Source organism: Pseudomonas sp. MIL9 (assembly GCF_016887925.1).
Taxonomy (GTDB): Bacteria; Pseudomonadota; Gammaproteobacteria; order Pseudomonadales; family Pseudomonadaceae; genus Aquipseudomonas; species Aquipseudomonas mohnii.
The window spans coordinates 89,264-108,484 of record NZ_JAFEHE010000016.1; the positions used below are offsets into that span (position 1 = coordinate 89,264).

The following is a 19,221-nucleotide window of genomic DNA, read 5'->3' on the forward strand; positions in this document are numbered from 1 at the left end:
AGGTGCTGACCAACGCTGCCCGCATCGAGCTGCTCAGCCCGCGACTGGCGAACCAGATCGCCGCCGGTGAGGTGGTTGAGCGCCCGGCGTCGGTGATCAAGGAGTTGCTGGAAAACAGCCTCGACTCCGGCGCCAAACGCATCGATGTCGATGTGGAGCAGGGCGGCGTCAAACTGCTGCGGGTGCGTGATGATGGCAGCGGCATTTCCGCCGATGACCTGCCGCTGGCGCTGGCCCGTCATGCCACCAGCAAGATCCGTAATCTGGAAGACCTTGAGCAGGTCATGAGCCTGGGCTTCCGTGGTGAAGCCCTGGCGTCGATCAGTTCTGTGGCGCGTCTGACCCTGACGTCGCGCACTCGCGATGCCGATCAGGCCTGGCAGGTGGAAACCGAAGGCCGTGACATGGCGCCCCGCGTGCAGCCAGCCGCCCATCCGGTGGGGACCTCGGTCGAGGTCCGCGACCTGTTTTTCAACACACCGGCGCGGCGCAAGTTTCTCAAGACCGAAAAAACCGAATTCGATCATCTGCAGGAAGTGATCAAGCGTCTGGCCCTGGCGCGCTTCGACGTGGCGTTCCATTTGCGCCACAACGGCAAGACCATTCTCAGCCTGCACGAGGCCCATGATGATGGGGCCCGCGCCCGGCGAGTGGCAGCGATCTGCGGTCCGGGCTTCCTGGAACAGGCACTGCCGATTGAAATCGAGCGCAACGGTCTGCATCTGTGGGGCTGGGTCGGGTTGCCGACCTTCAACCGTAGTCAGGCGGATTTGCAGTATTTTTTCGTCAATGGCCGTGCGGTACGCGACAAACTGGTGGCCCACGCGGTGCGCCAGGCTTATCGCGACGTGCTATTCAATGGCCGGCATCCGACCTTCGTGCTGTTTTTCGAAGTTGATCCGGCGGGCGTCGACGTCAACGTGCACCCGACCAAGCACGAAGTACGCTTCCGTGACGGGCGCATGGTCCACGATTTCCTCTACGGTACGTTGCACCGCGCCCTGGGTGATGTGCGACCGGAAGATCAACTGGCTGCACCGGTGGCGACGGCCATTGTCCGTCCTGTCGGGCTTGAGGCAGGCGAGTTCGGTCCGCAGGGCGAAATGCGCCTGGCCGCCAATGCGCTGCTGGAGCAGCCTCAAGCGCAACCGTCGCTCAATACGCCGGCCGGCTCGGGATCTGGTTCGGGCTATCAGTATCAATACACCCCGCGACCTCAGTCCGCGGTTCCCGCCGCTGAGGCCCAGGCTGCCTATCGTGAATTCTTCGCGCCGCTGCCGGAGGCCAATGCCGTAGCGCTGCCGGCCGGTCAGGATGATATCCCGCCGCTGGGTTACGCGCTGGCGCAGCTCAAAGGCATCTACATCCTTTCGGAAAACGCCCAGGGGCTGGTGCTGGTGGACATGCACGCCGCTCACGAGCGAATCATGTACGAGCGCCTGAAAGTCGCCATGGCCAGCGAAGGCTTGAGCGGGCAGCCGCTGCTGGTGCCGGAGTCCCTGGCGGTCAGCCAGCGCGAGGCCGATTGCGCCGAAGAGCACGTCGCCTGGTTCCAGCGTCTGGGCTTCGAACTGCAGCGGCTTGGCCCGGAAACACTGGCCATCCGGCAGATTCCGGCCTTGCTCAAGCAGGCTGAAGCCAATCGACTGGTCGGCGACGTGTTGGCCGACCTGATGGAATACGGCACCAGTGACCGGATTCAGGCGCACCTGAACGAATTGCTTGGGACCATGGCCTGCCACGGCGCCATTCGGGCGAACCGGCGTCTGGCCCTGGCGGAAATGAACGGTCTGTTGCGCGATATGGAAAACACCGAGCGCAGCGGTCAATGTAACCATGGCCGACCGACCTGGACCCAGTTGGGCCTGGACGATCTGGACAAACTGTTCTTGCGCGGTCGTTGATGAGCCAGCTCCCACCTGCGATTTTCCTGATGGGCCCGACCGCCGCCGGCAAGACCGACCTGGCCATCGAACTCACCAAAGTCCTGCCTTGCGAACTGATCAGTGTCGATTCGGCACTGGTTTACCGTGGCATGGACATCGGTACTGCGAAGCCGTCGAAAGAACTTCTGGCGCAATATCCCCACCGTTTGATCGATATCCTCGACCCCGCCGAGAGCTACTCCGCCGCGGATTTTCGCCGGGACGCCCTCGAGGCCATGGCCGAGATCACCGCGCGCGGAAAAATTCCGCTGCTGGTCGGCGGCACAATGCTCTACTACAAGGCCTTGCTCGAAGGACTGGCGGACATGCCGGCCGCCGATCCAGACGTTCGCGCGCAGATCGAAGAAGAAGCTGCACGCCTTGGCTGGCAAGCCTTGCACGAACAACTGGCAGTCATTGATCCGGTTTCTGCGGCGCGGATTCATCCGAACGATCCACAGCGACTCAGTCGAGCGCTGGAAGTTTATCGCGTCAGCGGTCGAAGCATGACCGAGCTGCGCTTGCAACAATCTGCGCAAAGTACTGACGCAGCCGCTTCGGGACGGCAACAATTGCCCTATACTGTCGCGAACTTGGCCATTGCTCCGGCAAATCGTCAGGTATTGCACGACCGAATTAAACAAAGATTCACTTTAATGTTGGAACAGGGATTCATAGATGAGGTCGTAACCCTGCGTAAGCGAAGTGACCTGCATGCCGGGTTGCCGTCTATACGTGCGGTAGGTTACCGACAAGTCTGGGACTACCTGGATGGCAAGCTGACGTCAGCCGAGATGCAGGAGCGTGGAATCATCGCCACGCGCCAATTGGCGAAGCGCCAGTTCACCTGGCTGCGCAGTTGGGCTGATTTACATTGGCTGGACAGCCTCGATTGCGACAATCTGCCGCGCGCCTTGAAATACTTGGGGACCATCTCCATATTGAGCTGAGTCCTTGCAATTGCCGTCTATCCTTGGGGGTGTGACGGCCAAATTCATCTGTTTACCTATTTTTTTATATTGAATCCTTAAAGGAGTGCGGCACATGTCAAAAGGGCATTCGCTACAAGACCCTTACTTGAATACTTTACGTAAAGAAAAAGTTGGGGTTTCCATCTACCTGGTCAACGGTATCAAGCTGCAAGGCACGATCGAGTCTTTCGACCAGTTCGTCATCCTGCTGAAAAACACCGTCAGCCAGATGGTCTACAAACATGCTATCTCTACAGTAGTGCCGGTTCGTCCAATTCGTCTGCCTAGCGCAACCGAATCCGAAGCAGGTGATGCTGAGCCAGGTAACGCCTGATAGGAGTCTCCTTTGTTCTTTGAGCGCCACGGTGGTGGTGAGCGAGTCATCCTCGTTCACTTGGATGGACAGGACCCTGAGGCGCGCGAAGACCCGCAGGAGTTTCAGGAGTTGGCTAATTCGGCCGGCGCCGAGACCGTTGCGTTTTTTAACGTGCCGCGTCATCGGCCAACCGCCAAATTCCTGATTGGCAGTGGCAAGGTCGAGGAACTGCGCGACCTGGTCAAAGCCGAAGAGGCCGATCTGGTAATTTTCAATCACGTCCTCACGCCCAGTCAGGAACGCAACCTCGAACGTGTTTTCGAGTGTCGCGTGATCGACCGTACCGGTCTGATTCTCGATATTTTCGCCCAACGCGCCCGTACCCATGAAGGCAAGCTCCAGGTAGAACTGGCCCAGCTTGACCACATGAGCACCCGGCTGGTTCGTGGCTGGACTCACCTTGAACGCCAGGGTGGCGGTATCGGCATGCGTGGCCCGGGTGAAACCCAACTGGAAACCGACCGCCGTTTGCTGCGGGTTCGGCTGCGACAGATCAAGGGCCGGCTGGAGAAAGTGCGCAGCCAGCGCGAACAGTCGCGGCGTGGTCGTTCGCGTGCGGATATCCCTACCGTGTCGCTGGTGGGGTATACCAACGCCGGTAAGTCCACGCTGTTCAATAACGTGACGAAATCCGACGTCTACGCGGCTGACCAATTGTTTGCCACGCTGGACCCTACCTTGCGTCGTCTGGATCTGGACGATCTGGGGCCGATTGTCCTGGCGGACACTGTAGGTTTCATTCGGCACTTGCCCCACAAGCTGGTCGAGGCATTTCGGTCTACCCTCGAGGAGTCGAGCAACTCCGACCTGTTGTTGCACGTGATCGATGCGGCCGAACCCGATCGCATGTTGCAGATCGAGCAGGTGATGGTGGTGCTGGGCGAGATTGGTGCCCAGGACTTGCCGATCCTCGAGGTCTATAACAAACTCGATTTGCTTGAAGGCGTTGAGCCACAAATTCAGCGCGACGAAAACGGCAAGCCCCAGCGGGTCTGGCTGTCGGCGCGTGATGGCACTGGACTGGAATTGCTTGAGCAAGCCATTGCCGAATTACTTGGCAGTGATTTGTTTATCGGTATCCTGCGCTTGCCGCAACGATTCGCTCGACTGCGTGCGCAGTTTTTCGAACTCGGCGCGGTGCAAAAAGAAGAACACGACGAAGAAGGCATCAGTTTGCTGGCCGTTCGTTTGCCCCGGGTCGAGTTGAATCGACTGGTAAGCCGCGAAGGATTGCAGCCGATGGAATTCATCGAGCAACACACTTTGCAATAAAAGCCTGAGAAAGCGGTTGTGCCGTGGTGACAGGCATTCTGTAGCATTGGTCGGCGCGCCGTGGGTGCGTCTTTGCTTTATCAGATGGAGAGCGCTATGGCTTGGAATGAGCCGGGTGGCAACTCGAATAATCAGGATCCTTGGGGTGGCAAGCGTCGCAACAATGGCGACCGCAAGGGACCACCGGATCTCGACGAGGCCTTCCGAAAGCTGCAGGAAAGCCTGAACGGGTTGTTCGGTGGTGGTAAGAAACGTGGTGATGACGGCGGTGGTCCGGGCAAGAGTGGCGGCTTTGGCGGCCTGCTCGGTATCGGCCTGGTCGTGCTGGCGGCCATGTGGCTGTACAGCGCGGTCTATGTCGTGGACGAGCAGGAGCAGGCCGTCGTGCTGCGCTTCGGCAAGTACTACGAAACCGTCGGCCCGGGCCTGAATATCTATTTCCCGCCGATCGACAAGAAGTACATGGAAAACGTCACGCGTGAGCGTGCGTACACCAAGCAGGGTCAAATGCTGACCGAAGACGAAAACATCGTCGAAGTGCCGCTGACCGTGCAGTACAAGATCAGCAACCTGCAGGACTTCGTGCTGAGCGTCGATCAGCCGGAAATCAGTCTGCAGCACGCGACCGACAGCGCCTTGCGCCATGTGGTGGGTTCCACCGCGATGGACCAGGTGCTGACTGAAGGTCGTGAATTGATGGCCAGCGAAATCAAGGAACGTCTGCAACGCTTCATGGACACCTATCGCACCGGTATCACCGTCACCCAGGTCAACGTACAGAGCGCAGCGGCACCGCGCGAAGTCCAGGAAGCCTTCGATGACGTGATCCGCGCCCGTGAAGACGAGCAGCGTTCGCGCAACCAGGCTGAAACCTATGCCAACGGCGTCGTGCCGGAAGCTCGTGGTCAGGCCCAGCGCATTCTCGAAGACGCCAATGGCTACCGTGACGAAACCGTCTCGCGCGCCAAGGGTGAGGCTGACCGCTTCACCAAACTCGTTGCCGAGTACCGCAAGGCTCCTGAAGTGACCCGTCAGCGTCTGTACCTGGACACCATGCAGGAAGTCTTCAGCAAAACCAGCAAGGTGCTGGTGACCGGCAACAAGAATGGCCAGAGCAATCTGCTGTACTTGCCGCTGGACAAAATGGTCGAAAGTGGTCGCAACACCAGCACTCCAGTGACCGGTGCGGCAGCCACCAGCAATGAAGCAAATGCGCGTGCGGCAGCTGATCTGCAGCAACAGCAAGCACGTACCAGGGAGAGTCGCTGATGAGCAATAAATCGCTGATCGCCCTTATTGTCGGCGTCGTCGTGGCGATCGCTGCCTGGAACTGCTTCTACATCGTGGCTCAGACCGAGCGTGCGGTGTTGCTGCAGTTCGGTCGTGTGGTTCAGGCCGATGTACAACCTGGCCTGCATGTGAAAGTGCCCTACGTTAACCAGGTGCGTAAATTTGACGCACGCCTGATGACGCTGGATGCACCGACACAACGCTTCCTGACGCTGGAAAAGAAAGCCGTGATGGTCGATGCCTACGCCAAGTGGCGGGTGAAGGACGCTGAGCGTTTCTACACCGCGACATCCGGTCTCAAGCAAATTGCCGACGAGCGCCTGTCCCGTCGTCTGGAGTCTGGTCTGCGTGACCAGTTCGGTAAGCGCACCTTGCACGAAGTGGTGTCGGGTGAGCGTGATGCGCTGATGGCGGATATCACGGCTTCGCTGAACAAGATGGCTGAAAAAGAGCTGGGCATCGAAGTTGTCGATGTTCGGGTCAAGACCATCGATCTGCCGAAGGAAGTGAACCGTAGCGTGTTCGAGCGTATGAGCACCGAGCGTGAGCGTGAAGCTCGCGAGCACCGCGCCAAGGGTAACGAGCTGGCTGAAGGCATCCGTGCCGACGCCGATCGTCAACGCCGCGTGTTGCTGGCTGAAGCCTATCGTGAATCTGAAGAGATTCGCGGTGACGGTGATGCCCAGGCCGCTTCGATCTATTCCAAGGCCTATGGTCAGGATCAGGAGTTCTACGCGTTCTACCGTAGCCTGCGCGCCTACCGTGAAAGCTTTGCGAATAAATCCGACGTCATGGTCCTCGACCCAAGCAGTGACTTCTTCCACTACCTGGAAAAAGCCAAGCCTTGATACGGCGTTGACCCGAATCATTCCGCCGGGCGGCTAACGCCTCTGGCGGGGTGATCCTTTGGCAAAACGTGTGTATGATGCGGCAGCCGGGAAATTCCCGGCTTTTTTGCGTCTGCACGTTTGATTGCTGTTTTTGGTGCAAACGTACGAGTCTAAAGGCTCGACAGGTTTTTCGAGGAAAGTGGTTGGCGAAGCCGGTTGAAGGCTTTTCGCTCCGTTGTTCATGCGCGGAACAATCATTTTCTGCTTCACTCAAGGCTCGGCCGAGGGCTGGCTGGCCGCCCGGATATAGGGGAATGGCGTAATGGCAACGGTAGACCGCTGGCTGCTGCCAGATGGCATCGAAGAAGTACTGCCACCGGAAGCGGCGCGCATTGAAGTTGCGCGTCGCCAGGTGTTGGATCTGTTCCAGAGCTGGGGTTACGAATTTGTCGTGACTCCCCATATCGAGTACCTGGAATCCCTGCTGACCGGCGCGGGCCAGGACCTGGATCTGCGTACCTTCAAGGTCATCGACCCGCAGTCGGGCCGGCAGATGGGTTTTCGCGCGGACATCACGCCGCAGGTGGCGCGTATCGATGCGCACACCCTGCGTCGCGAAGGCCCGAGTCGTCTGTGCTATGCCGGCAGCGTGCTGCATGCTCAGCCACGCGCCTTGTCGTCCTCGCGCAGCCCGATCCAGCTGGGCGCCGAGTTGTACGGCGATGGCAGCCCCGGCAGCGATGTCGAAGTCATCAGCCTGATGCTGGCGATGCTGCAACTGGCCGATGTGCCGGACGTGCACATGGACCTCGGTCATGTCGGCATCTACCGCGGCCTGGCTCGCGCAGCCGGTTTGTCCGGTGAAGTCGAACAGCAGTTGTTCGATGCATTGCAACGCAAGGCCATCGACGAGGTCATTACCTTGACCGAGGGTTTGCCTGCCGATTTGTCGGGCATGCTGCGGGCGTTGGTCGACCTGTGCGGCGGTCGCGAAGTACTGGCCGCTGCGCGTGAGCGTCTGGCGGGGGCACCGGCCCCGGTTCTGGCGGCGCTGAACGATTTGCTGGCGATTGCCGAGCGTTTGTCCATGCGTTTCCCGGATTTGCCGCTGTACTTCGACCTGGGCGAATTGCGCGGCTATCACTACCACACGGGTGTGGTGTTCGCCGTGTTCGTGCCGGGTGTTGGCCAGTCCATTGCCCAGGGCGGTCGTTACGACGACATCGGCGCCGATTTCGGTCGTGCCCGTCCGGCAACCGGCTTTTCCACCGATTTGAAAACCCTGGTGACCCTGGGGCGTGCTGAAATCGAGCTACCGTCTGGCGGTATCTGGATGCCTGACAGTACGGATGCGGCACTCTGGCAGCAGGTTTGCCAGTTGCGCAGTGAGGGTCAGCGTGTCGTTCAGGCCTTGCCTGGACAACCTTTGGCCGCCGCCCGTGAAGCGGACTGCGACCGGCAATTGATTCAGCAGAACGGGCTTTGGCAAGTATCGCCACTGGCTTCTTGAGTTTTCCTGCCGGCCACCGCCGGCACCAAGTTTGCGCGAATGAGGACAAGTGTTATGGGTAAGAATGTCGTAGTCCTGGGCACCCAATGGGGTGATGAGGGCAAAGGCAAGATCGTTGATCTGCTGACCGAACATGCTGCCGCCGTAGTGCGCTACCAGGGTGGCCACAACGCTGGCCACACCCTGGTGATCGACGGCGAAAAAACCGTCTTGCACCTGATCCCGTCGGGCGTGCTGCGCGAAGGCGTGCAGTGCCTGATCGGCAACGGCGTGGTGGTTGCACCTGACGCCCTGCTGCGGGAAATCAACAAGCTGGAAGAGAAAGGTGTGCCGGTGCGTGAGCGCCTGCGTATCAGCCCGTCCTGCCCGCTGATCCTGTCCTATCACGTCGCGCTGGACCAGGCCCGTGAAAAAGCGCGTGGCGAGCTGAAGATCGGCACCACCGGTCGCGGCATCGGCCCGGCTTACGAAGACAAGGTTGCACGTCGTGGCCTGCGCATCGGTGACCTGTTCCACCGCGAGCGTTTTGCCGCCAAGCTGGGCGAGTTGCTGGACTACCACAACTTCGTACTGGTCAATTACTACAAAGAGCCTGCAATCGACTTCCAGAAGACACTGGACGAGTGCATGGAATACGCCGAGCTGCTCAAGCCGATGATGCTGGACGTCACCGCCGAGCTGCACCAGCTGCGTCGCGCTGGCAAGGACATCATGTTCGAAGGCGCCCAGGGTTCGTTGCTGGACATCGACCACGGTACCTACCCGTACGTCACCAGTTCCAACACCACCGCTGGCGGTATCGCGACCGGTTCGGGTGTTGGTCCGATGTTCCTGGACTACATCCTCGGCATCACCAAGGCCTACACCACGCGCGTCGGTTCGGGTCCGTTCCCGACTGAACTGTTCGACGACGTTGGCGCGTTCCTGGCCAAGCGTGGCCACGAGTTCGGTGCAACCACCGGCCGTGCCCGTCGTTGCGGCTGGTTCGATGCCGTTATCCTGCGTCGCGCCATCGATGTGAACAGCATCTCGGGCCTGTGCCTGACCAAGCTGGACGTACTGGACGGCCTGGAAACCATCAACATCTGTGTTGGCTACAAGAATCAGGACGGCGCAGTGATCGACGCACCGACCGACGCCGACAGCTACATCGGCCTGGAGCCGGTGTACGAAGAAATGCCGGGCTGGAGTGAATCGACCCTGGGTGCCAAGACCCTGGAAGAGCTGCCTCAGGCTGCACGCAACTACATCAAGCGTGTCGAAGAGTTGGTCGGCGCGCCGATTGACATTATTTCGACGGGCCCGGACCGCAACGAAACCATCGTTCTGCGTCATCCGTTTGCTTGATAAGACATTGATGTGAAACACAAAGGGCCCATAATCGGGCCCTTTGTCGTTTTTGCCTGCTGAACGGCATGACCTTTGCTGTGAACATTGAAAAGAGCCTCCTTTCAGGTGTGCTATCAATTTAATGGCGCCAAAGCAGAGGGATTTCTAGTGTCGGCCGTTCTCTCATTGTTACAAAGCCGTTTGTTGAGGCCTGTGTTCGTTACGCTTGGTATCGCTCTATTGGTGCAAGTGGTCGTGGCGGTCGCTCTGACACGGAGCACGGTGACCGCATTGGAAGCCGATTTGGGCATGCGCCTGGGCGCGGACAGTCAAAAACTTTCCGGCGAGCTTGAGCAGGCGGGGCGAGAAGTCACGTCGAGCCTCGATAGCCTCTCCACCAGTACCCGTCAACGCCTCACGGCCGGGTTGTCCTCGCGATTGGAGGAAGAGCAGGCACAGCTGCGCGCAACCCTGGAAAAGGACCTGAAGGATTCCGCCGGCGACATGGCGCAACTCCTGGCATCGGTTGCACCGCGCGCCATGTGGGACAACGACATTCCAACCTTGTCCGAGTTCGCGCGCAGGGCCCAGCGCAATCCCAATGTACTGTTCGTGGTGTATGACGACGCCACGGGTCAGCATCTGACGCGCTACCTCAACCGGGAAAACCCGATCAACAAGGCGCTTCTGGAGAAGGGTCAGGGTGAGCGGGCGCTGGACAAGGTGTTGGATGCGGCGAAGAACGATCCTTCGGTCTTCTACATCGAAGCCTCGATCAACCCCAATGGCGTGGAAATCGGCAAGGTCTTGATGGGCGTATCGACCGCGTCGGTGGAAGCTGATCTGGCGGCCCTGGACAAGCGTTTCTCCGCCTTGATCGCCAGCAGCGATCAATTGGTGGGTGACAGTCTGAAGGGCGCGGCGGCCGATAGTGCGACCGCCATGCGTTCGCGACTGCAGTCGGCTCAGTCCACGGCGGCTGAAATGAAAGCCAATACCACCAGTACCGTGCAGGAAGCCGCGGCCACCCTGCGCTGGCGTATCGGTATCTGTCTGGCGGTCGTGGGCTTTGGTGTCCTGCTGTTGCTGGCGGTGGTGCTTGGGCGTCGAGTGGTCAATCGTTTGAGAATGCTGATTATCGCCATGGATGACCTGGCGGCGGGCGAGGGTGATCTGACCAAGCGCGTGCAAATCAACAGCAAGGACGAGATCGGCGACATGGCGTCGGCGGTCAATCGGTTTGTGGATAAGTTGCAGCCGATCGTGCGTGAAGCCGGCGACGTAGCCCAGCGGACCGGCGTGGAAATCGGCGCCATGACCCTGCGCAATGCCGGAGCCGATGCCGCGGCGGGTATGCAGCGCGATGAAGTGGCCGAGAGTCTGCGTGCTTTGTCGCAAATGGCAGACGAAGCCCAATCTGAAAGCCAGGCCATGCAGGCGGCTTTGAAACAGGTCGTGGATATCCGTCAGGCCACTGACGAAAACACCCGGACTTCCGCAAAAGTCGGCAGTCTGATCGAGGCGTTGGCGGGTCAAGTCGAAACCGGAGCACAGGTGATCGAGCGACTTGCGCAACAAAGCGAGCAGATTGAGGTGGTGCTGACGGTCATTCACGGGATTGCCGAGCAGACCAACCTGCTGGCACTGAATGCGGCCATTGAAGCGGCGCGCGCGGGTGAGACCGGGCGCGGGTTCGCGGTGGTGGCGGACGAAGTGCGGGCACTGGCGAGCAAGACCCAGAGCTCTACCGGCGATATTCAGGCGCACATTGTGGCCTTGCAGCAGGGTGCACGGGAGGCGGTGGCGGCGATTGGCCAGGCTGGGCGCCAAGCGGACGAAGGCTTGTTGGTGCTGCGGGACAGTGCGCGTCTTCAGCAATCAGTGCAGGCCTCGGTGGAGCAAGTGCATGCGGCGATCGGTCTGGCGACCCAGGCCGCTGCGCAACAGGCTCAGGGTGCGCAAGCGGTGCGTGGTCGGGTCGAGACCATTCATGCGCAGGCCGAGAAAGCGGCTCAGGCAGTGGTGGAAACCACGGCCAGTGGCAAGGTGCTGGACGGCTTGGCAGCGCAGTTGAAGGCGAGTCTGGGGCAGTTCAGGGCTTGAATGAGCAAAAGATCGCAGCCTTGGGCGGCTGCGATCTTTTGCTTGATCAGCGGCTCAAATACATCCGGGTTGTTAATAAATAAACGGGTAGCCCCGACACCAATATCAATAACGCCGCATAAGGCGCCGCCGCCGCAAATTCCACGTTCGCGGTATGCGCCCAGACTTCCGTTGCCAGTGTGTTGAGCCCGGTTGGACTCAATAACAACGTCGCCGTCAGCTCCTTCATCGCATCAAGAAATACCAGCGCAAAAGCCGCACCCAGCGCTGGAAAGATGATCGGCAGGGTCACCCGGCAAAACGCACTGAATGACGACGATCCCAGCGTGCGTGCCGCCTCTTCCAGTTGTGGCGCTGCCTTGTTCAGTGCCGTACGAATCGGCGCCTGAGCCAAGGGCAGAAACAGCAGCGCATAAGCGATCAGCAACAGCGCCGAAGTCTGATACAGCATCGGCACATAGTGCAGGGCGAAATACACCAGGGCCAGCGCAATCACCAGGCCAGGCAGTGCATGCAGCAGATAGGGCAGGCGTTCGGCCCAGATAGCCAGTTGGCCTTTATAGCGCACCACCAGCAAGCCCACCGGCACCGCCAGCACCAGGCACAGCGCTGCGCCACCCAGCGACAGTGCCAGGGATGAAAACAATGCCTCGCCAATGGCCGCCGCCGGGAATGCCGCCGAGGAGCCCACGGCCAGCCAGTAGCCAAGCATGCCCAATGGGATGCCGCTGCCAATGATCGCGAGCAACGCGCAGTAAAGTTGTCCGGCCATCGCCCATTGACCGAGACGAACCTGTTCCGCCTGTCGTGCCGCGCCTTGGCCGGTACGCACATGCCGGCCCTTGCCACGCACGCGCAGCTCCAGCCACAGCAGTGCCAGGCACAACGCCAGCAATATCGCCGAGAGCATCGCTGCATTGGCGTTGCTGAACTCCAGCTCAAACTGTTGATAGATCGCGGTGGTGAAGGTTTGCAGGCCAATGATCGACAGTGCGCCAAATTCCACCAGCATGTGCAAGGCGATCAGCAATGAACCGGCCAGCAGCGATGGCCAGAGCAGAGGGAGAGTAATCTTGAGGAACACACCCCAGCGATTCTGCCCCAGGGTGCGGGCGGATTCTTCCAGGCAGGGATCGAGGTTGCGCAGGGTCGCCGCCACGGGCAGAAATATCAGCGGGTATTTGGACAGTGTCATCACCAGGATCGCCCCGCCCAGCCCTTCGAAGTGGGCGCTCAGCGAAACCCAGGTGAAGCTGCTGACAAACGCCGGAACGGCGAATGGCAGACACAGGACCACGCCCCACAGTCGCCGGCCCGTCAGATTGCTGCGTTCAAGCAGCCAGGCCAGCGACAGGCCGATCAGGCCGCTGGCGAGCGTCACGCCGAGCATCAGTGCCAGGGTATTGTGCAGCAAGCCGAACACGTAGGGCCGCCAAAGCAGGTGCACTGCCTCGGCCCATCCCGCTTGCCAGGTCTTGAGCCCGACATAGGCCAGCGGCAGCAGGCTGAGCACAACCAGCACCATGACCGGTAGCAGCAACCAGATTGAAGGCCACTTGCGTCGAGGTCTGTAAGCACTGCGCATGGCGGAAGCGGAAAGCGATGCGCTCATCAGTTCAGGCCAACGTCGCGTTCCAGGTCCAGGGCTTCTTCGGCGTTACCGAGATCGGCCGGAGTGACTTTTGGTGCCTCCAGTTCGCTGAATGGCTTGAGGCCGCGATCGGACTCCATGCCTTTGTGCAGCGGGTATTCGGCGGTGGTCTGGGTGATCACGCGCTGCCCTTCTTCGCTGGCCATGTAGGCGAGCAATTGCTGGGCTTCTTTTGGATGCTTGCTGGATTTCAGTACAGCGGCGCTGGACACCGTGATCAACCCACCGACGTCGCCTCCGGTGAAGTAGTGCAGTTTCGAGTCGAGCTGGCCTTTTTCGCGCTGCAAGGCGAACCAGTAGTAATTGTTGACCAGTACCGTGGCGACTTCGCCGTTTTCTACTGCTTTAAGCGCGACCATGTTGTTGCTGTAAGTCTTGCCGAATGCGCGCAGGCCAGTCAGCCACTCTTCGGCGGCGTCCATGCCGTGAACCTTGATGATCGCAACCGCCTGCTCCTGAAACGCGCCGCTGGAGGGCACGAAGCCGACCTTGCCTTGCCATTTCGGGTCGGAGAAACCCATCACCGACTTGGGCAGGTCTTTTTCATCAATCAGTGTCGGGTTGTAGGCGACGACCCGGACCCGGGCGGTGATGCCGATCCAGGTGCCATTGCCGGCGACGTACTCTTTGGGCAGCACGGCGAGCGTGGCTGGGTCGGTCTGAGCCAGCAGGCCTTGTTCGCCGAGTTTGTTCAGTGGCGGTGATTCTTCGGTGTAGATCACGTCGGCGGGGGAGCGATCACCTTCTTCGACGACCTGGCTGGCCAGCTGGTTGCTGCTGCCTTTGCGCACGTTGACGTGAATGCCGGTCCTGGTTTCGAAGGCTTTGGCGATGGCATCGCCGACTTCCTTGTGTTGCCCGTTATAGAGGGTCAGGGAAACCGGGTCGGCGGCCTGGGTGAGGGGTGTGGCGAGTGCCAGGCCGAGCAGGCTGAGGGTCAGGCTGCGGCGCAGGGTATTTCGAAACATCATTCGCAGGGTTCCTCACTGTCGCATTGCAAAAACTTGCAACAATGATAAACGATATTGTTTCTCAAATGCGCACTGCTGATTCTTGTGGCAGGGCGGGCTTGCTCGCGAAAAACGACAGGACAACGCGGTGCTTCAGTTGCCCCGCGTTTTCGTTAGCGTCCATCGTGAGCGGGCTCGCTCCTACAAGGGGGTGTTGATTTTTTGAAAGCCAGAAACGCAAAAACCCGCTTTCGCGGGTTTCTGTGAAATTCAAGGTCGTAACCTTGAATTTGAATTGGTGCCCAGAAGAAGACTCGAACTTCCACGGCCGTAAGGCCACCAGCACCTGAAGCTGGCGTGTCTACCAATTTCACCATCTGGGCATTCATCTTCAGCGTTGCCGCTGTTGATGTGGCGCACTATACGGAGCGCAATTTGATCTGTAAACCCCTGATTTAAAATAAATAAATCAACGGCCTTAAATGCAAAAACCCGCTTTCGCGGGTTTTTGTGTGAGCCTTGAAATTGATCTAATCTCAAGCTCGAAATTGGTGCCCAGAAGAAGACTCGAACTTCCACGGCCGTAAGGCCACCAGCACCTGAAGCTGGCGTGTCTACCAATTTCACCATCTGGGCAGTATCGGCAACGTTGTCCGTCGTCGATGGCGCGCACTATACGGAGCGTCTTTTTAACTGTAAACCCCCGACATCAAAAAAACCTGAAAAATTTCACCGGCGGTCTTCAAATCAGCTTTGTGACGTCGATAAAGGGCTTTAGAAGGGCTGTCATAGCCTGAAATTTCCCGTTTCATTACGCCTATGCCAAACTAACCCGTATATAGACAAGGTGAAAACTCTCTAATGGCCGATTGGCAGTCCCTCGATCCCGAGGCCGCTCGTGAAGCGGAAAAATATGAAAACCCTATTCCTAGCCGCGAACTGATCCTTCAGCACCTTGCTGATCGAGGTTCGCCTGCTAACCGCGAGCAGTTGGTCGAAGAGTTTGGTCTGACCACAGAGGACCAGATCGAAGCCCTGCGCCGCCGCCTGCGCGCCATGGAGCGCGATGCTCAACTCATCTATACCCGTCGTGGCACTTATGCACCGGTAGACAAGCTCGACCTGATCCTGGGCCGCATCAGCGGTCACCGTGACGGCTTCGGTTTCCTGGTTCCGGACGATGGCAGTGACGACCTGTTCATGAGCCCGGCGCAAATGCGTCTGGTGTTCGATGGCGACCGTGCCCTGGCGCGGGTTTCCGGCCTCGACCGTCGCGGTCGCCGCGAAGGCATGATCGTCGAAGTGGTGTCCCGTGCTCACGAGAGCATCGTCGGGCGCTATTTCGAAGAGGGCGGTATCGGTTTCGTGGTTGCCGACAATCCGAAGATCCAGCAAGAAGTGCTGGTGACGCCGGGTCGCAACGCCAACGCCCAGATCGGTCAGTTCGTCGAAGTGAAGATCACTCACTGGCCGACGCCACGCTTCCAGCCTCAGGGCGATGTGGTTGAAGTCGTGGGTAACTACATGGCGCCGGGCATGGAAATCGACGTCGCCCTGCGCACTTACGACATTCCTCACGTCTGGCCTGAGGCGGTGCTCAAGGAAGCGGCCAAGCTCAAGCCCGAAGTCGAAGAGAAAGACAAAGAGAAGCGCATCGACCTGCGTCATCTGCCGTTCGTCACCATCGACGGCGAAGACGCCCGTGACTTCGATGACGCGGTCTATTGCGAAGCCCGTAAGGGCAAGTTGCGACTGTTCTCGGGTGGCTGGAAGTTGTACGTGGCGATTGCCGACGTATCCAGCTATGTGAAGCTCGGTTCGGCGCTGGACGCTGAAGCCCAGGTGCGCGGCAACTCGGTGTACTTCCCCGAGCGCGTGATCCCGATGCTGCCTGAGCAGCTGTCCAACGGTCTGTGCTCGCTGAACCCGCAGGTCGATCGTCTGGCCATGGTTTGCGAGATGACCATCTCCAAAACCGGCGAAATGACCGACTACTGCTTCTACGAAGCGGTGATCCACTCCCATGCACGCCTGACTTACAACAAAGTCAGCGCCATGCTCGAAACGCCGAAAGCCACCGAAGCGCGCAAGCTGCGTGGCGAGTACACCGACGTCGTGCCGCACCTCAAGCAGCTGTACTCGCTGTACAAGGTTCTGCTGGCGGCCCGTCATGTGCGTGGCGCGATCGATTTTGAAACCCAGGAAACCCGGATCATCTTCGGCTCCGAGCGCAAGATCGCGGAAATTCGCCCGACCGTGCGCAACGATGCCCACAAGCTGATCGAGGAATGCATGCTGGCGGCCAACGTGGCCACTGCCGAATTCCTGAAAAAACACGAAATCCCGGCACTGTATCGCGTCCACGATGGTCCGCCACCGGAGCGCCTGGAAAAACTGCGTGCCTTCCTCGGTGAGCTCGGCCTGTCCCTGCATAAAGGCAAGGACGGCCCGTCGCCGAAGGATTACCAGGCACTGTTGGCCGGTATCAAGGATCGTCCGGATTTCCACCTGATCCAGACCGTCATGCTGCGTTCGTTGAGCCAGGCGGTGTATAGCGCTGATAACCAGGGCCACTTCGGCCTGAATTACGAGGCTTACACCCACTTCACCTCGCCGATCCGCCGCTACCCGGACTTGCTGACTCACCGGGCAATCCGCAGCGTCATCCATTCGAAACAGGACACCCCGCACGTTCGTCGTGCTGGCGCGATGACCATTCCGAAGGCGCGTATCTATCCGTACGACGAAGCGGCCCTGGAGCAACTCGGCGAGCAGTGCTCGATGAGCGAGCGCCGTGCGGACGAAGCGACCCGCGACGTGGTGAACTGGCTCAAGTGCGAGTTCATGAAAGACCGCGTGGGCGAGTCGTTCCCGGGTGTGATCACCGCAGTGACGGGTTTTGGCCTGTTCGTCGAGCTGACCGATATCTACGTCGAAGGCCTGGTGCACGTCACCGCGCTGCCGGGCGATTATTACCACTTCGATCCTGTGCATCACCGCCTGGCCGGTGAGCGTACCGGTCGCAGCTTCCGTCTGGGTGACACTGTTGAAGTGCGGGTCATGCGCGTCGATCTCGATGAACGCAAGATCGACTTCGAAATGGCCGAAAAAACCCTCAGCGCGCCGATCGGTCGTAAAAAACGCGGTACTGAAACTGCGGCGCCAGCGGCATCTGCTGCAAAAACAGCCGCAGAGCCGGTGCCGGAGAAAGCCGGTCGTCGTCCTGCCAGAGAAAAGGCTGTAGAGGCCTATCGCCCAAGCGATGCCGCGGCGAAAAACGCCGAAGTGCGCAAAAGCCGTGAAATGAAGAAGGCCTTGCTGGCCGATGCGAAAAGCGGCGGTAAAGCGGCGTCTGCGGGAAAGACCGGACGGTCGACGCCTGAAAAGGCCGTCGGCGGCAAACCTGCCAAACCGAGCAAACATCGTAAAGGCCCGCCAAAAGCGGGCTCGGCCCCAGCCAAAAGTGGCGGGGCGCGTAAACCTAAGGCCAAGCCATGAGTCAGTTGGAAAAAATCTACGGCGTGCACGCTGTAGAAGCATTGCTGCGTCATCACCCGAAACGCGTCAAGCAGATCTGGCTGGCCGAAGGCCGCAGTGATCCGCGCGTACAGACGTTGATCGAACTGGCCAACGAGAATCGTGTCCAGGTCGGCCAGGCTGAGCGCCGTGAAATGGACGCCTGGGTCGAAGGTGTGCACCAGGGTGTGGTCGCGGATGTGAGCCCGAGCCAGGTCTGGGGCGAAGCGATGCTCGACGAGCTGCTCGACCGTACCGAAGGTGCGCCGTTGCTGTTGGTGCTCGACGGCGTGACCGATCCGCACAACCTGGGTGCCTGCCTGCGTTCCGCCGACGCGGCGGGCGCGCTGGCGGTGATTGTTCCGAAGGACAAGTCGGCGACCCTGACGCCGGTTGTGCGAAAAATCGCCTGCGGTGCTGCGGAAGTGATTCCGCTGGTCGCCGTGACCAACCTGGCGCGCACCCTGGAGAAACTCCAGCAGCGTGGCTTGTGGATTGTCGGTACGGCAGGGGAGGCCGAAGTCAGTCTGTATGACCAGGACCTGACGGGCCCGACCATCCTGATCATGGGCGCCGAAGGCAAGGGCATGCGCCGCCTGACCCGCGAGCATTGCGACTACCTGGTGAATTTGCCGATGGCGGGTAGCGTCAGCAGTCTCAACGTTTCCGTGGCGACGGGCGTCTGTCTGTTCGAGGCGCAGCGTCAGCGCCGCGTCAAGGCTGCGACTGCCGCCAAGAAGGCCTGATCCGGCTGCAATCCCTGTGGGAGCGAGCTTGCTCGCGATAGCGGTGTAACATTCGGCATCAATGTTGAATATTGCGTCCTCATCGCGAGCAAGCTCGCTCCCGCAATGGTTTGTGCCCAGCCAAAGAATGGCGGGCAAACGAACTGTTCAAATAATCACCAATTACCTTGCGCCTCTCTCGCCCCTTCTCTACAATTGCGCCCCTTGCTGCGATGGCAGGCACACATGTGTCTAGCGTCCACAAGTCCATAAGTGTCATTCACTCCTTGTCTGACCGCTTTTGAGCGGCAGGCTACAACCCGTAAGGAGCATTCATGCGTCATTACGAAATCATCTTTTTGGTCCACCCGGATCAAAGCGAGCAAGTCGGCGGCATGGTTGAGCGTTACACCAAGCTGATCGAAGAAGACGGCGGCAAAATCCACCGTCTGGAAGATTGGGGCCGTCGTCAACTGGCCTACGCAATCAACAATGTTCACAAGGCTCACTACGTGATGCTGAACGTTGAGTGCACTGGCAAGGCCCTGGCCGAGCTGGAAGACAACTTCCGCTACAACGATGCAGTGATCCGTAACCTGGTCATCCGTCGCGAAGAAGCCGTTACCGGCCAATCCGAGATGCTCAAGGCTGAAGAAAACCGCAGTGAGCGCCGTGAGCGTCGCGACCGTCCTGAGCACTCCGACGCTGAAGGCGTTGATGGTGATGACAGCGACAACAGCGATAACGCTGACGAGTAATCCACGGACCTTTTG

Annotated in this window: 15 protein-coding genes and 2 tRNA genes; 12 read left to right on the plus strand and 5 right to left on the minus strand. The window is 59.6% G+C overall.

Features of this window, described 5'->3' with window-relative positions; genetic code table 11:
- Nucleotides 1-5 precede the first annotated feature (5 nt).
- From mutL to JQF37_RS18140, 9 genes are all read left to right on the plus strand, one after another.
- A complete protein-coding gene (mutL, locus tag JQF37_RS18100) occupies nt 6-1,904 on the plus strand; it encodes a DNA mismatch repair endonuclease MutL (protein ID WP_189340289.1) in 1,899 nt (632 codons plus the stop codon).
- Entirely contained in the window at nt 1,904-2,875 is a 972-nt protein-coding gene (miaA, locus tag JQF37_RS18105; protein WP_130204937.1) for a tRNA (adenosine(37)-N6)-dimethylallyltransferase MiaA, read from the plus strand. Before mutL ends, miaA begins: the two co-directional genes overlap by 1 nt.
- A 94-nt stretch (nt 2,876-2,969) precedes the next feature.
- Nucleotides 2,970-3,230, plus strand: a complete 261-nt coding sequence (hfq, locus tag JQF37_RS18110; protein WP_007902656.1) for an RNA chaperone Hfq — start codon at nt 2,970-2,972, stop codon at nt 3,228-3,230.
- A gap of 12 nt (nt 3,231-3,242) precedes the next feature.
- Entirely contained in the window at nt 3,243-4,544 is a 1,302-nt protein-coding gene (hflX, locus tag JQF37_RS18115; protein WP_130204935.1) for a ribosome rescue GTPase HflX, read from the plus strand.
- A gap of 96 nt (nt 4,545-4,640) precedes the next feature.
- A complete protein-coding gene (hflK, locus tag JQF37_RS18120) occupies nt 4,641-5,813 on the plus strand; it encodes an FtsH protease activity modulator HflK (RefSeq protein ID WP_204149734.1) in 1,173 nt (390 codons plus the stop codon).
- The gene (gene hflC, locus JQF37_RS18125; protein ID WP_090465431.1) at nt 5,813-6,682 is read left to right on the plus strand and encodes a protease modulator HflC; all 870 of its coding nucleotides are present in this window, start codon (nt 5,813-5,815) and stop codon (nt 6,680-6,682) included. The genes hflK and hflC overlap by 1 nt, the downstream gene beginning before the upstream one ends.
- A gap of 304 nt (nt 6,683-6,986) precedes the next feature.
- Complete coding sequence (locus JQF37_RS18130; RefSeq protein WP_130204931.1) at nt 6,987-8,174, plus strand: ATP phosphoribosyltransferase regulatory subunit; 1,188 nt, start codon at nt 6,987-6,989, stop codon at nt 8,172-8,174.
- 54 nt (nt 8,175-8,228) lie between these two features.
- Entirely contained in the window at nt 8,229-9,521 is a 1,293-nt protein-coding gene (locus JQF37_RS18135) for an adenylosuccinate synthase (protein WP_130204929.1), read from the plus strand.
- Nucleotides 9,522-9,671: 150 nt separating this feature from the next.
- Nucleotides 9,672-11,606: a methyl-accepting chemotaxis protein gene (locus JQF37_RS18140; protein ID WP_130204927.1), complete on the plus strand. Its 1,935-nt coding sequence runs from the start codon at nt 9,672-9,674 to the stop codon at nt 11,604-11,606.
- 46 nt (nt 11,607-11,652) lie between these two features.
- Here the strand turns inward: JQF37_RS18140 and JQF37_RS18145 are convergent, their stop codons facing one another.
- The 5 genes from JQF37_RS18145 to JQF37_RS18165 form a co-directional block, all read right to left on the minus strand.
- Nucleotides 11,653-13,218, minus strand: a complete 1,566-nt coding sequence (locus tag JQF37_RS18145; protein ID WP_130204925.1) for an iron ABC transporter permease — start codon at nt 13,216-13,218, stop codon at nt 11,653-11,655.
- Entirely contained in the window at nt 13,218-14,228 is a 1,011-nt protein-coding gene (locus JQF37_RS18150; protein WP_130204923.1) for an extracellular solute-binding protein, read from the minus strand. The genes JQF37_RS18145 and JQF37_RS18150 overlap by 1 nt, the downstream gene beginning before the upstream one ends.
- A gap of 61 nt (nt 14,229-14,289) precedes the next feature.
- The gene (locus JQF37_RS18155; protein ID WP_130204921.1) at nt 14,290-14,481 is read right to left on the minus strand and encodes a hypothetical protein; all 192 of its coding nucleotides are present in this window, start codon (nt 14,479-14,481) and stop codon (nt 14,290-14,292) included.
- Nucleotides 14,482-14,503: 22 nt separating this feature from the next.
- A tRNA-Leu gene (locus JQF37_RS18160) sits at nt 14,504-14,590 on the minus strand.
- Nucleotides 14,591-14,756: 166 nt separating this feature from the next.
- A tRNA-Leu gene (locus tag JQF37_RS18165) sits at nt 14,757-14,843 on the minus strand.
- A gap of 225 nt (nt 14,844-15,068) precedes the next feature.
- Here JQF37_RS18165 and rnr point away from each other — a divergent pair.
- The 3 genes from rnr to rpsF all read left to right on the plus strand — a co-directional run bounded on the left by rnr (nt 15,069) and on the right by rpsF (nt 19,206).
- Nucleotides 15,069-17,705: a ribonuclease R gene (gene rnr / locus JQF37_RS18170; protein WP_130204919.1), complete on the plus strand. Its 2,637-nt coding sequence runs from the start codon at nt 15,069-15,071 to the stop codon at nt 17,703-17,705.
- Nucleotides 17,702-18,469, plus strand: coding sequence for a 23S rRNA (guanosine(2251)-2'-O)-methyltransferase RlmB (rlmB, locus tag JQF37_RS18175; protein ID WP_130204917.1), 768 nt, complete (start codon nt 17,702-17,704; stop codon nt 18,467-18,469). Before rnr ends, rlmB begins: the two co-directional genes overlap by 4 nt.
- A gap of 314 nt (nt 18,470-18,783) precedes the next feature.
- Complete coding sequence (gene rpsF / locus JQF37_RS18180; protein WP_008035342.1) at nt 18,784-19,206, plus strand: 30S ribosomal protein S6; 423 nt, start codon at nt 18,784-18,786, stop codon at nt 19,204-19,206.
- Nucleotides 19,207-19,221: the final 15 nt, after the last annotated feature.